Source organism: Streptomyces sp. NPDC005302, from assembly GCF_040607345.1.
Taxonomy (GTDB): Bacteria; Actinomycetota; Actinomycetes; order Streptomycetales; family Streptomycetaceae; genus Streptomyces.
This window is the reverse complement of the sequence record NZ_JBEXGN010000024.1, coordinates 53,815-69,008: the sequence shown is the minus strand read 5'-3', so window position 1 is coordinate 69,008 and position 15,194 is coordinate 53,815. Positions and strand designations below refer to the sequence as shown.

At 71.4% G+C, this 15,194-nt stretch carries 13 protein-coding genes; 7 read left to right on the top strand and 6 right to left on the bottom strand.

What is annotated here, in order from left to right; genetic code table 11:
• Window positions 1-133: 133 nt before the first annotated feature.
• The 5 genes from ABZT74_RS28815 to folE all read left to right on the top strand — a co-directional run bounded on the left by ABZT74_RS28815 (window position 134) and on the right by folE (window position 6,306).
• Window positions 134-1,282, top strand: coding sequence for a zinc-dependent metalloprotease (locus ABZT74_RS28815; protein ID WP_356176121.1), 1,149 nt, complete (start codon window positions 134-136; stop codon window positions 1,280-1,282).
• A gap of 192 nt (window positions 1,283-1,474) precedes the next feature.
• Window positions 1,475-2,650 carry a tRNA lysidine(34) synthetase TilS gene (gene tilS, locus ABZT74_RS28810; protein ID WP_356439398.1) on the top strand — a complete coding sequence of 392 codons (1,176 nt, stop codon included), beginning with the start codon at window positions 1,475-1,477 and terminating at the stop codon, window positions 2,648-2,650.
• A gap of 115 nt (window positions 2,651-2,765) precedes the next feature.
• Window positions 2,766-3,326, top strand: coding sequence for a hypoxanthine phosphoribosyltransferase (gene hpt / locus ABZT74_RS28805; protein ID WP_081218605.1), 561 nt, complete (start codon window positions 2,766-2,768; stop codon window positions 3,324-3,326).
• A 199-nt stretch (window positions 3,327-3,525) separates the two neighbouring features.
• On the top strand, window positions 3,526-5,553 hold the full coding sequence (ftsH, locus tag ABZT74_RS28800; protein ID WP_355878886.1) for an ATP-dependent zinc metalloprotease FtsH: 2,028 nt from the start codon (window positions 3,526-3,528) through the stop codon (window positions 5,551-5,553).
• 147 nt (window positions 5,554-5,700) lie between these two features.
• Window positions 5,701-6,306: a GTP cyclohydrolase I FolE gene (gene folE, locus ABZT74_RS28795; protein WP_355878788.1), complete on the top strand. Its 606-nt coding sequence runs from the start codon at window positions 5,701-5,703 to the stop codon at window positions 6,304-6,306.
• Window positions 6,307-6,439: 133 nt separating this feature from the next.
• Here the strand turns inward: folE and ABZT74_RS28790 are convergent, their stop codons facing one another.
• From ABZT74_RS28790 to ABZT74_RS28765, 6 genes are all read right to left on the bottom strand, one after another.
• Window positions 6,440-6,928, bottom strand: coding sequence for a DUF3180 domain-containing protein (locus ABZT74_RS28790; protein ID WP_355878785.1), 489 nt, complete (start codon window positions 6,926-6,928; stop codon window positions 6,440-6,442).
• 71 nt (window positions 6,929-6,999) lie between these two features.
• Window positions 7,000-7,614 (bottom strand): 2-amino-4-hydroxy-6-hydroxymethyldihydropteridine diphosphokinase, encoded by a 615-nt coding sequence (gene folK, locus ABZT74_RS28785; RefSeq protein ID WP_164372925.1) that lies wholly within the window; start codon window positions 7,612-7,614, stop codon window positions 7,000-7,002.
• Window positions 7,611-7,970: a dihydroneopterin aldolase gene (folB, locus tag ABZT74_RS28780; protein ID WP_081218610.1), complete on the bottom strand. Its 360-nt coding sequence runs from the start codon at window positions 7,968-7,970 to the stop codon at window positions 7,611-7,613. Before folB ends, folK begins: the two co-directional genes overlap by 4 nt.
• A 247-nt stretch (window positions 7,971-8,217) precedes the next feature.
• Window positions 8,218-8,712 carry a nuclear transport factor 2 family protein gene (locus ABZT74_RS28775; protein WP_356176115.1) on the bottom strand — a complete coding sequence of 165 codons (495 nt, stop codon included), beginning with the start codon at window positions 8,710-8,712 and terminating at the stop codon, window positions 8,218-8,220.
• On the bottom strand, window positions 8,709-9,620 hold the full coding sequence (folP, locus tag ABZT74_RS28770) for a dihydropteroate synthase (RefSeq protein WP_355878776.1): 912 nt from the start codon (window positions 9,618-9,620) through the stop codon (window positions 8,709-8,711). Before folP ends, ABZT74_RS28775 begins: the two co-directional genes overlap by 4 nt.
• Before the next feature lie 150 nt (window positions 9,621-9,770).
• The gene (locus ABZT74_RS28765) at window positions 9,771-11,576 is read right to left on the bottom strand and encodes a phosphatidylglycerol lysyltransferase domain-containing protein (protein WP_356176112.1); all 1,806 of its coding nucleotides are present in this window, start codon (window positions 11,574-11,576) and stop codon (window positions 9,771-9,773) included.
• A gap of 223 nt (window positions 11,577-11,799) precedes the next feature.
• Between ABZT74_RS28765 and ABZT74_RS28760 the strand changes: the two genes are divergently transcribed.
• Both ABZT74_RS28760 and ABZT74_RS28755 read left to right on the top strand, forming a co-directional pair.
• Window positions 11,800-12,930, top strand: a complete 1,131-nt coding sequence (locus tag ABZT74_RS28760; protein WP_355878770.1) for an alpha/beta hydrolase-fold protein — start codon at window positions 11,800-11,802, stop codon at window positions 12,928-12,930.
• Window positions 12,931-13,270: 340 nt separating this feature from the next.
• On the top strand, window positions 13,271-15,055 hold the full coding sequence (locus ABZT74_RS28755) for a hypothetical protein (protein WP_356439394.1): 1,785 nt from the start codon (window positions 13,271-13,273) through the stop codon (window positions 15,053-15,055).
• Window positions 15,056-15,194: the final 139 nt, after the last annotated feature.

Sequence of the window (15,194 nt, the reverse complement as noted above, 5' to 3'; positions counted from 1 at the left end):
AACGGGGGGCCGCCCGGACGGTGTCGGACCCGTTCCGTCCCACCGGCATCACCAGCACCACCGGCCCCCCACCCGGCCGCATCCGGTGCCGTACCCCTCACCGCACGCGGACCCGCTCACGTACGGTTGACGCATGACGAGCATCGGTGGTGCTGCATCTACTGGGATGGTCGACTGGAACCTCGCGGTGGCGACCGCGACCCGGCTCGTGCGGCCGGGCCCCGAAGTGAGCCGTGACGAGGCCAGGGCCATCGTCGCCGAACTGCGCAGGCACGCGAAGTCCTCGGAGGAGCACGTCCGCGGCTTCACCCGCATGGGTGACGACGTCGTGCACGACACCCCCGTCCTCGTCGTCGACCGCCCCGGCTGGGTGCGGGCGAACGTCGCCGGTTTCCGGGAGATCCTCAAGCCCCTCCTGGGGAAGATGCAGGAGCGGCGCGGCAACACTCCCGGCGGAGCCGTCCTCGGCGCGGTCGGCGGCAAGGTCACCGGTGTCGAGGTGGGCATGCTGCTGTCGTTCCTGTCCTCCCGGGTCCTCGGGCAGTACGAGACGTTCGCGCCCGCGACCCGGGACCTGCCCGCCGGCGGCCCCGCGGGTTCGGGCAACGGCGGTGGCAGGCTCCTGCTCGTCGCCCCGAACATCGTGCACGTGGAGCGCGAACTCGACGTCCAGCCCCACGACTTCCGCCTCTGGGTGTGCCTTCACGAGGAGACGCACCGCACCCAGTTCTCGGCCGTGCCCTGGCTGCGCGACCACCTGGAGGGCGAAATCCAGTCGTTCTTGGGGGAGACCGAGGTCGACCCCATGACCGTCCTGGAGCGCGTCCGCGAGGCCGCGCAGTCGCTCGCCGGCTCGCGCCCCGACACCGAGGAGGACGACGGCGGCCGTTCCCTTGTGGAAATCGTGCAGACCCCCGCCCAGCGGGAGATCCTCAGCCGGCTCACCGCCGTGATGTCCCTCCTGGAGGGACACGCTGACTTCGTGATGGACGGCGTCGGACCCGCCGTGGTCCCCTCCGTCGCCGAGATCCGCGAGAAGTTCCAGCAGCGGCGGGCGAAGGGTGCCTCCCGCCTCGACCTGACCCTGCGCAAGCTGCTCGGCCTGGACGCCAAGCTCCGGCAGTACCGCGACGGCGAGCGCTTCGTCCGCGCGGTCGTCAACGAGGTCGGCATGGACGGGTTCAACCGCGTGTGGACCTCCCCGAACACCCTCCCGACCAAGGCCGAGATCGCCAAACCGGCGGACTGGGTCACGCGGGTGCACCGCAAGGCGGAGTCGTGAACCTTACGGGACGGTCGTGAGCCGGATCCGGCCGACGGCAGGCAAACGCCCCTCCAATCACCCGTCCGAGGGACCGTGGAGCATGGGTAGGCGTGCAATGCTCGGGGAACGCCCCGGTTCTGTCACCATCTACACACTCTGAGTGACCGATCCCGGGCTAACCCCCCGAAAACTTCATGAAGGGAACCGGACATGGGTCCCCATCCTGCGGTCGCGGCGATACGCCTGGCGGTCCGCCGCGTACTCCACGACATCCTCACCGAGCATCCGCCCACCCCCGACACCCGGCGTACGCCCGCCCGCGGTGCCGCGCGCTCCTGCGTGCCCGACGCCGAGCGCGTCCCGGCCCCCGGAACGCGCCGCAGTATGACCGTGCCGGCCGGCGCTCCCCTCGAACAGCCCCCCGCGGCCTCTCCCCGGCCGCGTCAGGGCGGCGACGCGCCCCCGGCACCCTTCGCGCCCCTCGTCCTCGTGGCGTGCTCCGGCGGCGCCGATTCCATGGCGCTCGCCTCCGCCCTCGCCTTCGAGGCCCCCAAACTCGGCATCCGCGCCGGTGGCATCACCGTGGACCACGGTCTGCAGCCCGGTTCCGACGTGCGCGCCGACGAGGTCGTCCTGCGCCTCACCGAACTCGGCCTGGCCCCCGCGGAGTCGATCGCCGTCACCGTCGGCCGCGACGGAGGCCCCGAGGCCGCCGCCCGCGACGCCCGGTACGCCGCTCTGGACTCCGCCGCCGAGCGCCACGGCGCCACCGCGATCCTTCTCGGCCACACCCGCGACGACCAGGCCGAAACCGTCCTGCTCGGCCTCGCCCGCGGCTCCGGCATCCGCTCCCTGTCCGGCATGGCCGCGGTCTCGGGGGCCGACGGCCGTTACCGGCGTCCCTTCCTGCACCTGGACCGGCAGACGGCCCGCAAGGCCTGCATGGTCCAGTCGCTGCCCGTCTGGGACGACCCGCACAACACCGACCCTGCGTACACCCGCTCCCGGCTCCGCCACGAAGGGCTGCCCGCCCTGGAGAAGGCCCTCGGCAAAGGAGTCGTGGAGGCACTCGCCCGCACGGCCCAGCTGTCCCGGGACGACGCCGACGCCCTCGACGCCTGGGCCAGCCAGGCCGAGGCCTCCGTACGCGACGCGGCGGGCCTCCTGGAGTGCGCCAAGCTCTACGCGCTGCCGCCCGCCGTACGGCGCCGCATCCTGCGTCGCGCGGCCATCGAGGCGGGCGCCCCGGCCGGTTCGCTGTTCGCCCGTCACATCGAGGAGATCGACCGGCTGATCACCGGCTGGCGAGGCCAGGGAGCGATCAATCTCCCGGGCAAAGTCGTCGCTCAGCGCCAGGGTGGCAGACTGGTGATTCGGCAAGGCTGAAAACCGGACCCTCCGCCGGGGCCGCTCACGCGGTTCCACGGGACCCCAGTACCGGGTCCCGGGCGGTCCGACCGGCCGCGCGAGCCCAAAAAAGTGGGACGGACGACCGAAAGTGATGCGGGTGGACGCGAAAGACATGGGCACCGACCTCAAGTCGGTGCTCATCACCAAGGAAGAGATCGACGCGAAGCTGGCAGAGCTGGCCGCGAAGATCGACGCGGAGTACGCGGGCAAGGACCTGCTGATCGTCGGAGTGCTCAAGGGCGCCGTGATGGTCATGGCGGACCTCGCGCGTGCGCTGTCCACCCCCGTCACCATGGACTGGATGGCCGTGTCGTCGTACGGCGCGGGCACCCAGTCCTCCGGTGTGGTGCGGATCCTCAAGGATCTCGACACCGACATCAAGGGCAAGCACGTCCTGATCGTCGAGGACATCATCGACTCGGGACTGACCCTGTCCTGGCTGCTGTCCAACCTCGGCTCGCGCGAGCCCGCCTCGCTGAAGGTGTGCACGCTGCTGCGCAAGCCGGACGCGGCGAAGGTCGCGATCGACGTGGAATGGGTCGGCTTCGACATCCCGAACGAGTTCGTCATCGGGTATGGCCTGGACTATGCCGAGAAGTACCGCAACCTCCCGTTCGTCGGTACGCTCGCGCCCCACGTCTACGGCGGCTGAGCACCCTCTCCGCGAGGGCGGCTGAGTCCTCGTAAGACGTTCGGGAACCCCAGCGGCGTTCGCGCCGTTGGAGCATGCGTGGGCGGGATTGCCAGCAGTCCCCTGCGGCTTCGGGTGACAATGCTGGGGTACCGTCCGAAGAACAGTCTTTATCAAACTCACTATGGCAGGAGGGACGGGGCGGCACCGCTCCGTATGGATGGACGTGAAGCGATACTTCCGTGGGCCGGTCATGTGGATCGTGCTGGCCGTCCTTGCCGTGGTCGTGTTGATGCAGGTCGTCGGTTCGTCCGGCGGCTACAAGACGGTGGACACCGGCCAGGTCGTTCAGGCGATCAACCAGAACAAGGTCGAGTCGGCAAAGATCACCACCGGCGACGAGCAGGTCATCAAGGTCTCGCTGAAGGATGGCGAGAAGGTTGACGGCAGCTCGAAGATCCAGTCGAGTTACATCGGCGACCAGGGCGTGACCCTGGCCAACACACTCCAGAACAAGTACGAGAACAAGCAGATCCCGGACGGCTACACCATTTCGCCGTCCAAGCAGAACCCGTTCCTGGGCATCCTGCTGTCTCTGCTGCCCTTCGTCCTCATCGTCGTCGTCTTCCTGTTCCTGATGAATCAGATGCAGGGTGGCGGCTCCCGGGTCATGAACTTCGGGAAGTCCAAGGCGAAGCTCATCACCAAGGACACCCCGAAGACGACGTTCGCGGACGTCGCCGGTTCGGACGAGGCCGTCGAGGAGCTCCACGAGATCAAGGAGTTCCTCCAGGAGCCGGCCAAGTTCCAGGCCGTCGGCGCCAAGATCCCCAAGGGCGTCCTGCTCTACGGGCCTCCTGGTACCGGCAAGACCCTGCTCGCGCGTGCTGTCGCGGGCGAGGCGGGCGTTCCCTTCTACTCGATCTCGGGTTCCGACTTCGTCGAGATGTTCGTCGGTGTCGGTGCCTCCCGAGTCCGTGACCTCTTCGAGCAGGCCAAGGCGAACGCCCCGGCGATCGTCTTCGTCGACGAGATCGACGCGGTCGGACGCCATCGCGGCGCCGGCCTCGGCGGTGGTCACGACGAGCGCGAGCAGACTCTCAACCAGCTGCTCGTCGAGATGGACGGCTTCGACGTGAAGGGCGGCGTCATCCTGATCGCCGCCACGAACCGGCCCGACATCCTCGACCCGGCCCTCCTGCGCCCCGGCCGCTTCGACCGCCAGATCGCGGTCGACCGCCCGGACATGCAGGGCCGTCTGGAGATCCTCAAGGTCCACCAGAAGGGCAAGCCGGTCGCCCCGGGCGTCGACCTGTCCGCGGTGGCCCGCCGGACTCCCGGCTTCACCGGTGCCGACCTGGCGAATGTGCTGAACGAAGCTGCGCTGCTCACCGCGCGCAGCAACAAGAAGCTCATCGACAACGACATGCTGGATGAGGCGATCGACCGTGTGGTCGCGGGCCCGCAGAAGCGGACCCGGATCATGTCGGACAAGGAGAAGAAGATCACCGCGTACCACGAGGGCGGACACGCCCTGGTCGCCGCGGCTTCCCCGAACTCCGACCCGGTTCACAAGATCACGATCCTGTCGCGTGGCCGTGCCCTCGGCTACACGATGGTCCTGCCGGACGAGGACAGGTACTCCACGACGCGCAACGAGATGCTGGACCAGCTCGCGTACATGCTGGGCGGCCGCGCGGCCGAGGAGCTCGTCTTCCACGACCCGACCACCGGTGCGGCGAACGACATCGAGAAGGCCACGACCACCGCTCGCGCGATGGTCACGCAGTACGGCATGACCGAGCGTCTGGGCGCGATCAAGTTCGGCGGCGACAACACCGAGCCCTTCCTGGGCCGGGAGATGTCGCACCCGCGTGACTACTCGGAAGAGGTAGCCGCGCTCGTCGACGAAGAGGTCAAGAAGCTCATCGAGAACGCGCACAACGAGGCCTGGGAGATCCTGGTCGAGAACCGCGACGTTCTGGACGCGCTGGTGCTCCAGCTGCTGGAGAAGGAGACGCTGAGCAAGGAGCAGATCGCCGAGGTCTTCGCTCCCATCGTGAAGCGCCCGGCCCGCCCCGCGTGGACCGGCTCCTCCCGCCGTACTCCGTCCACCCGCCCGCCGGTGCTCTCCCCCAAGGAGCTGTCACTGACGAACGGCGCGAACGGCTCGACGGCTTCCATCGCCACCGCGACGGAGTCCGTCCCGGCGACGGAGACCAGCCCGGAGGACCGCACCGAGAGCTGACATCGTTCGGCTCCCGGCGCTCCCACCAGGGCCGGAATGCATGCCGCGCCCCCCAGGTTCTAGCCTTGGGGGGCGCGGCTTTTTCGTACGCCCGCACCTTTTGGACGCGTCGACGGCACGCGCAGGATCCACAGGAACGAGGACCAGATGACCGACCCCGTGACGCTGGGCGGCGAGGCCGTGATCGGCGAGTTCGACGAGAAGCGCGCCGAGAACGCCGTGCGCGAGCTCCTGATAGCCGTCGGCGAGGACCCGGACCGCGAGGGACTCAGAGAGACGCCGGGGCGCGTGGCGCGGGCGTACAAGGAGATCTTCGCCGGGCTGCGGCAGGAGCCGGAGGACGTGCTGACGACAACGTTCGACCTGGGCCACGACGAGATGGTCCTGGTGAAGGACATCGAGGTCTTCAGCACCTGTGAGCATCACCTGGTCCCGTTCCGGGGCGTCGCCCACGTCGGCTACATCCCGGCGGCCAGCGGCAAGATCACCGGCCTGTCCAAGCTCGCCCGTCTCGTCGACGTCTTCGCCCGGCGCCCGCAGGTGCAGGAGCGGCTGACGACCCAGGTCGCCGACTCGCTGATGGAGATCCTGGAGCCGCGCGGGGTGATCGTGGTCGTCGAGTGCGAGCACATGTGCATGTCGATGCGCGGCATCCGCAAGCCCGGCGCGAAGACCATCACCTCGGCGGTGCGCGGACAGCTGCGGGACGCGGCGACCCGCAACGAGGCGATGAGCCTCATCATGGCCCGCTAGCGCGGGAGAGAGCGCGTAGCGGCGTCTGCTGCCTCCGGTTCTGTCTTGGCCGTCCCCGCCGTCGGTCGCTGTATGCCACGGGCCCCGGCCCCGCCCTCACAGGCGGGGCCGGGGCCCGTGGCGCGACTCGTCGTCAGGCGGCCGGGGCCGCTCCGCCGTGGTGTTCGTCGTCGTCCTCCGGGAGCTTGCAGACGCGCTCCAGGAAGAAGCCGGCCGCTATGACGGCGATGCCGGCGAGGACGGAGAAGCCGGCGTAGATGGCCTGGTCGCGGCGGGCGGGGACCTCAAGGGACTCCAGGAGGAAGACACCGGTCCCGCCGTACAGTCCCGCCACCAGGGCGGCGACCAGAGCGCTCGCCTGGCCGAAGACGACCGCGCGGGCCGCCATCAGCGGGTCGACGCCCTTCGCGCCGGGGCGCCGCTCGCGCTGGGCCTTGAGGCGGGCGCGCAGCGACAGGGCCGTCGCGAGGAGGACGATCGCGATCAGGGCGAGCACGATGGGGGCGGCCAGCGGGACCCGGGGCAGCGTGCCCACCGCGGCCCACAGGCGGGCTCCCGCCCAGGACAGCACTCCGGCCACGACGAACACCGCGGCCAGTGTCCTGATGCGCAGCTCTTTCACGATGCCCCTTCGGTAGCCCGTCGGGGCCGGCCCTGTGCCGGGCCGGCCCGTGGTCGTCCTGACCTTAACGACTACTCGGGCAGCCGGAGTTCCAGGTCCGCGCGGGGAGCGACGCCGTCCCGCGTGACCGTGGTGAGGAGCTGGGCGACGGCGCCGCGGCCGGGAAGCTGCGCCTCGGGGTCGACGTCGTGCCAGGGGGCGAGGACGAAGGCCCGCTCGTGGGCGCGCGGGTGAGGGAGGGTCAGCACCGGGTCGTCCGAGACGAGGTCGGCGTACGCGACGATGTCCACGTCGATGGTGCGGGGGCCCCAGTGCTCGTCCCGGACACGGTGGAAGGCCTCCTCGACCGCGTGCGCCCGCTCCAGGAGCGAGGACGGCGGCAGGGTGGTCCGCAGGACGACGACCGCGTTGAAGTACGAGGGCTGGCTGTCCGGTTCGACGCCCCACGGCTCCGTCTCGTAGACCGGGGAGACCGCTTTGACCCGGACGCCGGGGGTGTCCTCCAGGGCGTCGATGGCGCCCTGGAGGGTCTCCAGCCGGTTGCCCAGGTTCGAGCCGAGGGAGATCACGGCGCGCCGGGGGTTCTGCAGCGTCGAGTCGGCGGCGTCCACGCGCTCGACGACCGAGGCGGGCACCGGCTGTACGGTCGGGTCGCTCTGACCCTCGGTGAAGGACGCGGCGGTCATACTCGGCTCCGGGTGATCGTGACGGTCACGTCGTCGAAGGGGACCGTGATCGGCGCGTCCGGTTTGTGGACGCAGACCTCCACCTCCAGGACCCCGTCGTGCTTGAGACACGTCTGGGCGATGCGCTCGGCGAGCGTCTCGATGAGGTCGACGGGCTCGCCCTGGACGACGGCGACGACCTCTTCGGCCACGATGCCGTAGTGCACGGTCTTCGCCAGGTCGTCGTCGGCCGCGGCCGGCCGGATGTCCAGGCCCAGCGTCAGGTCCACGATGAAGGTCTGGCCCTCCTCGCGTTCCCTCTGGAAGACGCCGTGGTGCCCGCGGGCCTTGAGGCCGCGCAGCGCGACACGATCCACGCGAATCACTCCTGCAATCGTCGGTAACGGCCGTCGTGCACCGAGTGCGGTCGGCACACCAGCCTCAGGCGAATCTACCTGCGGGCACTGACAACGTTCGCCCTCGGGGGCGGGCGTCCGGGCGAAGGCGAGGAGGCTTCACCGGACGTTTCCCCTGGGGAACGCGGCGGCTCACGGGTTGGTAGCCGCCCCTACCCCGAGGTGGTGATTCCAACCACTTCTTGGTCCCTGCGGGGCCCGTACCCACTCAACCGGCGGTGTCCTCGTCCTCTTCCTCGGAGGATTCGGCGAGCACGGGTGAGGCGTGGTGGGACCAGAGTTTCCAGCCCTCGGGGGTGCGGCGGAAGACGTTCGTGGCGACGACGAGCTGGCCGACGAGCGGGCCGAGTTCCTCGCCGTCGTCGGGTGCCGGGCCCCCGCTGAGGATGTTCTCCGTGCAGGTGACGAGCGCGGTGTCGCCGGAGACGGAGACGTGCACGTCGGTGAGGAAGAACTGGATGTACTCCGTGTTCGCCATGATCAGCGCGTACGAGCGGAGGACCTCGCCGCGGCCGTTGAGGACGGGCCAGCCCGGGTGGACGCAGGACACGACCGCGCCGTCGCCCTCGAAGTCGTCGTCGGACGTGTCCAGTGGGGCCAGCCACAGGCCGGAGAGGGCCTCGAAGTCGCCCCGCTCCAGCGCCTCGTAGAAGGCCGTGTTGGCGCCTTCGACCTGCTCGACGTCGGTCTGTGGTGTGCTCACCGGGTTCCCTCCGCGGCCGGACGGCCGGCGGTGCCGGACGGCCCGCCGGTGCGGGCACCCTCGACGGCGCGGGCGACCCGCACGGCGTCGGCGGTGGCGCGGACCTCGTGCACACGGACCGCCCAGGCGCCGTGCTGGGCGGCGATCGCGGAGACGGCGGCTGTGGCGGCGTCGCGTTCGCGCGCGGGTGGCGGTGCGCCCTTCGGGTCGGCCAGGACGTGGCCGAGGAAGCGTTTGCGGGAGGCGGCGACCAGCAGGGGGTGGCCGAGCGCGTGGAGGCGGTCGAGGTGGGCGAGGAGCGCGAGGTCGTGCTCGGGGTCCTTGGAGAAGCCGAGCCCGGGGTCGACGACGATCCGGTCGGCGGCGACGCCCGCGTCGATGACGGCCTCCACGCGTGCGTGCAGCTCGTCGACGACTTCGGAGACCACGTCCTCGTACACCCCCTTCACGTTCCCGCCCGCCAGGAAGCCGCGCCAGTGCATGACGACGAAGGGCGCGCCCGCCGCGGCGACGGCCGGGAGCATCGCGGGGTCGGCGAGGCCGCCGCTGACGTCGTTGACGAGGGCGGCTCCGGCGGCGAGGGACCGCTCGGCGACGGAGGCGCGCATGGTGTCCACGGAGACGGTGACGCCCTCCGCGGCGAGGCCGCGGACGACGGGGATGACGCGCTTGAGCTCTTCCGCCTCGTCGACGCGGGTGGCTCCGGGGCGGGTGGACTCGCCGCCCACGTCCACCAGGTCGGCGCCCTCGGCGACCAGGTCGAGGCCGTGCTTGACGGCTGCCGTCGTGTTGAACCAGTGCCCGCCGTCGGAGAAGGAGTCGGGGGTGACGTTCACGACCCCCATGACCGCGCAGCGGTCCCACGTCGGCAGTCCCGCGACTCGGCCGCGCCCGCGCTCAATGCTCATACGCCCAGCCTAGGGCGTGTCCGCACCGCCTCGTCTGCCCGCCGACGCCTGGTACGCCCAGCCTGTGCCCGGACCGGACCGACCGGATCGGCCCGGGCCGGGCGTGGCGCCCCCGGACGCGTACGGACGGGGGCGGGGGCGGCGTCACGGCTATGCGGCTCTGACGCCGCGTTCCGACGGCGCGTGCGCGCAGGGGCGCCGGGTCCGGGGGCGGCGGCGCATGAGGCGGGGCAGGGCGAGGTTCACGAAGCCCTCGGCCTGCATGGCGGCGAGGCCGATGCGGGGGAGGTCGCGCGAGGAGGCGTAGACGACGAAGCGCGGCTCCCAGCGGGGGCGGAACTTCGCGTTGAACTTGTACAGCGACTCGATCTGGAACCAGCGGGAGAGGAACACGAGCAGTCCGCGCCAGGCGCGCAGTACGGGTCCGGCGCCGATCTTCTCGCCGCGGGCGAGTGCCGAGCGGAACATGGCGAAGTTGAGCGAGACCCGTTCGACGCCGAGGCGGGGGGCCGCCTGGAGCGCGGCCACGATGAGCAGTTCGTTCATGCCGGGGTCAGCCGCGCGGTCGCGTCGCATGAGGTCCAGGGAGACGCCGTCGGTGCCCCAGGGGACGAAGTGCAGGACGGCCTTCAGGTCGCCGTACGGGCCGGGCCGGTCGTCGGCCTTGTGGGCGGTGGCGATCAGACAGTCCCCGTCGGACGGGTCACCGATACGGCCGAGTGCCATGGAGAAACCGCGCTCGGTGTCGGTGCCGCGCCAGTCCTCGGCGGCGCGCCGTATCCGGTCCAGTTCGCCTTCGCCGAGGTCACGGATGCGCCGTACCCGTGTCTCGTAACCAGCCCGCTCGATGCGCTTCACCATCTGGCGCACGTTCCGCATCGCGCGCCCGGCCAGGGAGAAATCCGCGACATCCACCACCGCCTCGTCCCCCAGTTCGAGGGCGTCGAGGCCGGTCTCGCGGGTCCACACCTCGCCGCCCGTCTCGGAGCAGCCCATGACGGCGGGGGTCCAGGAGTGGGCCCGGGCCTCGTCCATGAAGCGCTCGATGGCGCCGGGCCAGGCCTCCACGTCACCGATGGGGTCTCCGCTGGCGAGCATCACGCCGGAGACCACCCGGTAGGTCACCGCCGCCTTGCCGCTGGGCGAGAAGACGACCGCCTTGTCGCGGCGGAGCGCGAAGTGGCCGAGGGAGTCACGGCTGCCGTGCCGGTCCAGCAGCGCGCGGAGCCTGACCTCGTCGTCCTCGGTGAGACGGGCGGCGGGGTGCTCGGGGCGGAAGGCGAGGTAGACGGTGGTGACGGCGGTCAGCCAGCCGAGGGCGCCGAGGGAGAAGGCGACCGTCCAGGTGGTGGGTCCCGCGTAGTCCACGGGGCCCTCGAAGCCGACGAGGCCGTACAGGACGTGGCTGATGCGGTCGGCCAGGCTCGGGTCGCCGATCATGCGGTTCTCGTGGACGCTGACGATGAGGAGACCGAGGACGAGGGAACCGGCGCCCATGAGGACGAAGTTGGCGAGCGCGCGCCACCGGCTGCGCGGATCGGGCAGGGCCGCGAACTCGTCGCGGTGGCGCAGCAGCGGTGCGAGCAGCGCCGCCGAGATGACGACGCCGATCAGTGAGTGCCGGTACGCGAACTGCGCGACGGCTCCCAGCGGGAGCAGGACCACCGCGGCCCGCCAGGCCCGGCGCTTGCGGCGCCGCAGCCCGTGGGCGAGCAGCAGCAGGAGTACGCCGGCGCTGAGCGACAGGGCCGCGGCGAACGGGCCGAACGAGCCGGGCAGCACCTCGGCGAGGGCGTGCATACGGCTGTGACGGAAGCGCGGGAAGACGCCCGCGGCGATGTCCAGGAGACCGACGAGCGTGCAGGCCCTGGCGATCAGGGCGGGGACGGCGTCGGGGCTCGGACCGCGAAGTATGCGCCGCGTCCGTCCTGTTCGGCTCGGAACCTCGCCCGACAATTCCCCATCTATCCTGACAGACATCGCATCCCGTAGTTCTGCGAGAGACCTTGAATCCGGTGCCATTCCGGCATCCGGCGACATTGCGCCCTCTAGGACGGTGTCTTGGGGACACAGGTTCACTCGTCTCCGGAAAGCCGGTTCAAAAGGCAAGGAAAGTCCAGGGCAAGGCCTCGCGAAGGAGCGGGACGGCCCGGGGCGGAAAGCGCGGGCGGAGCAGCTCATGGGTCTCACGAGCAACAAGGTGCTGGTACTGGCGGTCGTGCTCGCCGTCCTGCTGTTCGCGGGCACGGTGTGGTGGTGGCCGCGGCTGGCGCGGCGCACCTGGCGGGCCGTCAGCGGACGCGTGGGCCTGCTGCTGGCCACCCAGTTGGCGCTGTTCGCCTGCGTCGGGCTCGGCACCAACCAGGCGTTCGGGTTCTACGCCAGCTGGGCCGACCTGCTCGGCCAGGAGCACGGCGAGGGTGTGGTCGTGAACCACAACGGCGCGCGCGGTGCGGGTGGCGGTCCCCTCCAAGTGGTCGACACGCAGCGGGTGAACATCTCGGGCGGTTCCCGGCCCTGGACCGGCGGCCAGATCCAGAAGATCGACATCGTCGGCCGTGCGACCCGGATCGCCACACCGGCGTACGTCTATCTGCCGCCCGAGTACTTCCAGCCGCGCTACCGGACGCGGACGTTCCCCGCCGTCACCGTGCTGACCGGCTACCCCGGGACCGCCGGCGCGCTCGTCAAGGGGCTGCACTACCCGCAGACCGTGAGCCGGCTGGCCAAGAACGGCAGGATCCAGCCGATGATCCTGGTCATGCTGCGGCCGACCGTGGCGCCTCCGAGGGACACCGAGTGCGTGGACGTCCCCGGCGGACCGCAGGCCGAGTCCTTCTTCGCCAAGGACCTGCCCGAGGCCGTTTCGGCCCATTACCGGGTCGGCACGAAGCCCGGGAGCTGGGGCGTCATCGGCGACTCGACGGGCGGCTACTGCGCGCTGAAGCTGGCCGTCCACCACCCCGGGGTGTACGCCGCGGGCGCGGGCCTCTCGCCGTACTACACAGCGCCCATCGACCGCACGACGGGCGACCTCTTCCACGGCGACAAGGAACTGCGCGACAGCGCCGACCTGCGCTGGTACCTGAAGAACCGGCCCGCGCCCGACACCTCACTGCTCGTCAGCAGCAGCAGGATGGGCGAGTCCAACTACAAGAACACCCTGGGCTTCATAGACCTCGTGAAGTCGACCCGGCGGACGCGGATCTCGTCGATCATCCTCGACAGCGGCGGCCACAACTTCAACACGTGGCGGCGGGAGATCCCGGCGGCGCTCCAGTGGATGAGCGGACGGCTGGGCGCCCGCTGAGTCGGCCCGTTCCGCGGGACGCCGGCACGGCGTCCCGCGCGGTGCGGGGGGAGGTCGTCGGAGGGGGTGTGACGGGCGTGTGCCGGGTCGGCATGAATTCGGTGTCCGGCGCCGGAAAGCCGTCCCGGAGAATTGCCGCCGCCCGCTGATTCCGACGGGGTGACCGCCTCGCGGCGGCCCGAATTGATCAACGGGCGGGGGAGGCCGGTGGTTTGCGACGGCCCTTGCGGGACAAGGGACACGTCCTGTCGGCGGCCGGTACGCGACAAAGCCTCCGGGGTGGCTGTGTTTTTACCGTGCGGGGCACCACGATTCGCCTACGCGCGGTAAGTTTCTGGCCATGCCACGTGGACGCCACCGCCATTCCCCGCCCTTGCACAGGCTGCTGCCTCCTTCGGCGATCGCCGGCGTGTCGCTCGTCTGCGCCGTGGGGCCCTGGTTGTTCACGGAGCCGGCCGTGCTCCGTGTGCTGGCCGCGGGTGCCGCGGTGACGGCGGTCGCCGGTGCGGTCGTCATGCGCCGCTGGGACACCGCGGCGGGCAAACGCGTCGCCGACCTCACGCGCGCGCGGGCGAGTGACGAGTGGCGTCACGACGAGCGGGTCGCCGAACTGGAGACCGACCTCGACGAGTCGCGCGAGCTGCGCGTGAAGCTGGAGCACAAGCTGCGCGCCAAGCGCACCGAGCTGGCCGGCCTGCGCAACGAACACGCGGCGCTGCTGCGGCGGTACGCGACCGCGGAGACGGAGCGGGCGACCGCCCTGGAGGGGCGTCGGCAGCTCGCCATAGAGGCGTCGGTCCCGACGCGTGCCCTCCCGGCCGCGCGGACCGCTCCGGACGAGGCGGCCACCCCGGAACCCGTCGACCCGGCGGGGTTCTTCGGCGTCGCCGACGCTCCGGGGACGGACGGCGAGCGCGAGCGCTCCTCCGACGCCGTGGCGGCCGCGCAGGCGGACGACGCCGAGCCGGCGGAGGACCCGCGGGACGACACGAAGGACGCGACCGACTCCGCGGCTGCGGAGGCCGGCGAGTCCGTGGAGGACGCGGGGACGGCGGCCGGGGACGACGCGTCGCCCACGGGCACCGACACGACCGACTCCACCGACTCCGGCGCCGAGACCGAGGCCGACACCCACACCGACGCCGAGGCCGTTGCCGACGCCGAGAAGGCGGGTGAGGTCTTCTCGCCGGCCGGTTCGGGGCTGTTCCTGCGGGCGGGCGCCGCGCTGAGCCGGATATCGAGCGGCGCTCCGCAGAAGGAGGACGCCGCGACGGCGGCTCCCGGAGCGGTCGCCGTGGCGGAGTCCGACAACGACCCCGACGCCGACCCGGACCCCGATGCCGCGCCCGTCACGGACGCGGATGCCGAAGACGGCGCGGAGCCGGCGAGGGCCACCTCGCACGGTGCCGAGCACGGCGAGTCCGCGCTCGACGCGGCCGTGAAGGACGCGGCGGCCCGCAAGAGCGCGGCGGCCAGGCAGCGTACGACCGGCCCGAAGGCCGCGACCCGGAACAGCGAGCCCCCGAAGGGCGCTCCAAGGCGTGGGCCGGCGACACCGCCGGACGCGGGCCCCTCCACCGGACCGGGCCCGGCCTCGGGCGCCGGAGCGGAGGACGGTGGGGCGCAGGGGAAGCCCGAGGCGGTCGGCGGGCATCAGCGCGCGGCCGCCGAGGCAAAGCCTTCGCCGTCCCGCCCGGCCGCCCAGGCCACGTCGTCCGGCTCCTCCGCCCCGTCCGCAGATGTCGTACCGGCTCCGACGGCCCGGGCGCACCACCCCGCCAGGCCCGCCGAGCCCGTGAAGCGGTCCGGGCACTTCACCGTTCCGACGGCCGTCGCCGTCGTCCCGCCCACCGCGCCGGTGCGACGTCCCTCGGTCGAGGGCGGGTTCGACTTCTTCGGTACGCAGAAGGAGGCCTCCGACGCGGCCGCGATGGAGGCCGTGCAGAACGAGGACCTGGCCGATGTCGTCGGCCAGGAGGCGCTCGCCCTGCACAAGGCGGAGGCGGAGTCCGGGTTCAAGACCGCGAGCGAGGGTTCGCTCGGGGCCGGCCAGGTCATCGACCTGACCGCGCATGACGAGACCGAGCAGATCGACGTGGCGGGGCTGCGGAGCGCGGCTTCCTGAGCCGCTCGCACATCCGACGCCGGTGACGCGGTGAGGGCAGTGGCACGACGCCACTGCCCTCACCGCTGTCCCCACCCGGATACCCCGAGCACGCGCGCGTGGCGCTCTCTCCGGCAACGCACGCGTGGCGCTCCACTCG

Bases quoted from the DNA above. Each gene is read 5' to 3' on its own strand.
- ABZT74_RS28815 (WP_356176121.1), top strand. From the start codon at position 134: ATGACGAGCATCGGTGGTGCTGCATCTACTGGGATGGTCGACTGGAAC.
- tilS (WP_356439398.1), top strand. From the start codon at position 1,475: ATGGGTCCCCATCCTGCGGTCGCGGCGATACGCCTGGCGGTCCGCCGC.
- hpt (WP_081218605.1), top strand. From the start codon at position 2,766: ATGCGGGTGGACGCGAAAGACATGGGCACCGACCTCAAGTCGGTGCTC.
- ftsH (WP_355878886.1), top strand. From the start codon at position 3,526: ATGGACGTGAAGCGATACTTCCGTGGGCCGGTCATGTGGATCGTGCTG.
- folE (WP_355878788.1), top strand. From the start codon at position 5,701: ATGACCGACCCCGTGACGCTGGGCGGCGAGGCCGTGATCGGCGAGTTC.
- folK (WP_164372925.1), bottom strand. From the start codon at position 7,614: ATGACCGCCGCGTCCTTCACCGAGGGTCAGAGCGACCCGACCGTACAG.
- folP (WP_355878776.1), bottom strand. From the start codon at position 9,620: ATGAGCATTGAGCGCGGGCGCGGCCGAGTCGCGGGACTGCCGACGTGG.
- ABZT74_RS28760 (WP_355878770.1), top strand. From the start codon at position 11,800: ATGGGTCTCACGAGCAACAAGGTGCTGGTACTGGCGGTCGTGCTCGCC.
- ABZT74_RS28755 (WP_356439394.1), top strand. From the start codon at position 13,271: ATGCCACGTGGACGCCACCGCCATTCCCCGCCCTTGCACAGGCTGCTG.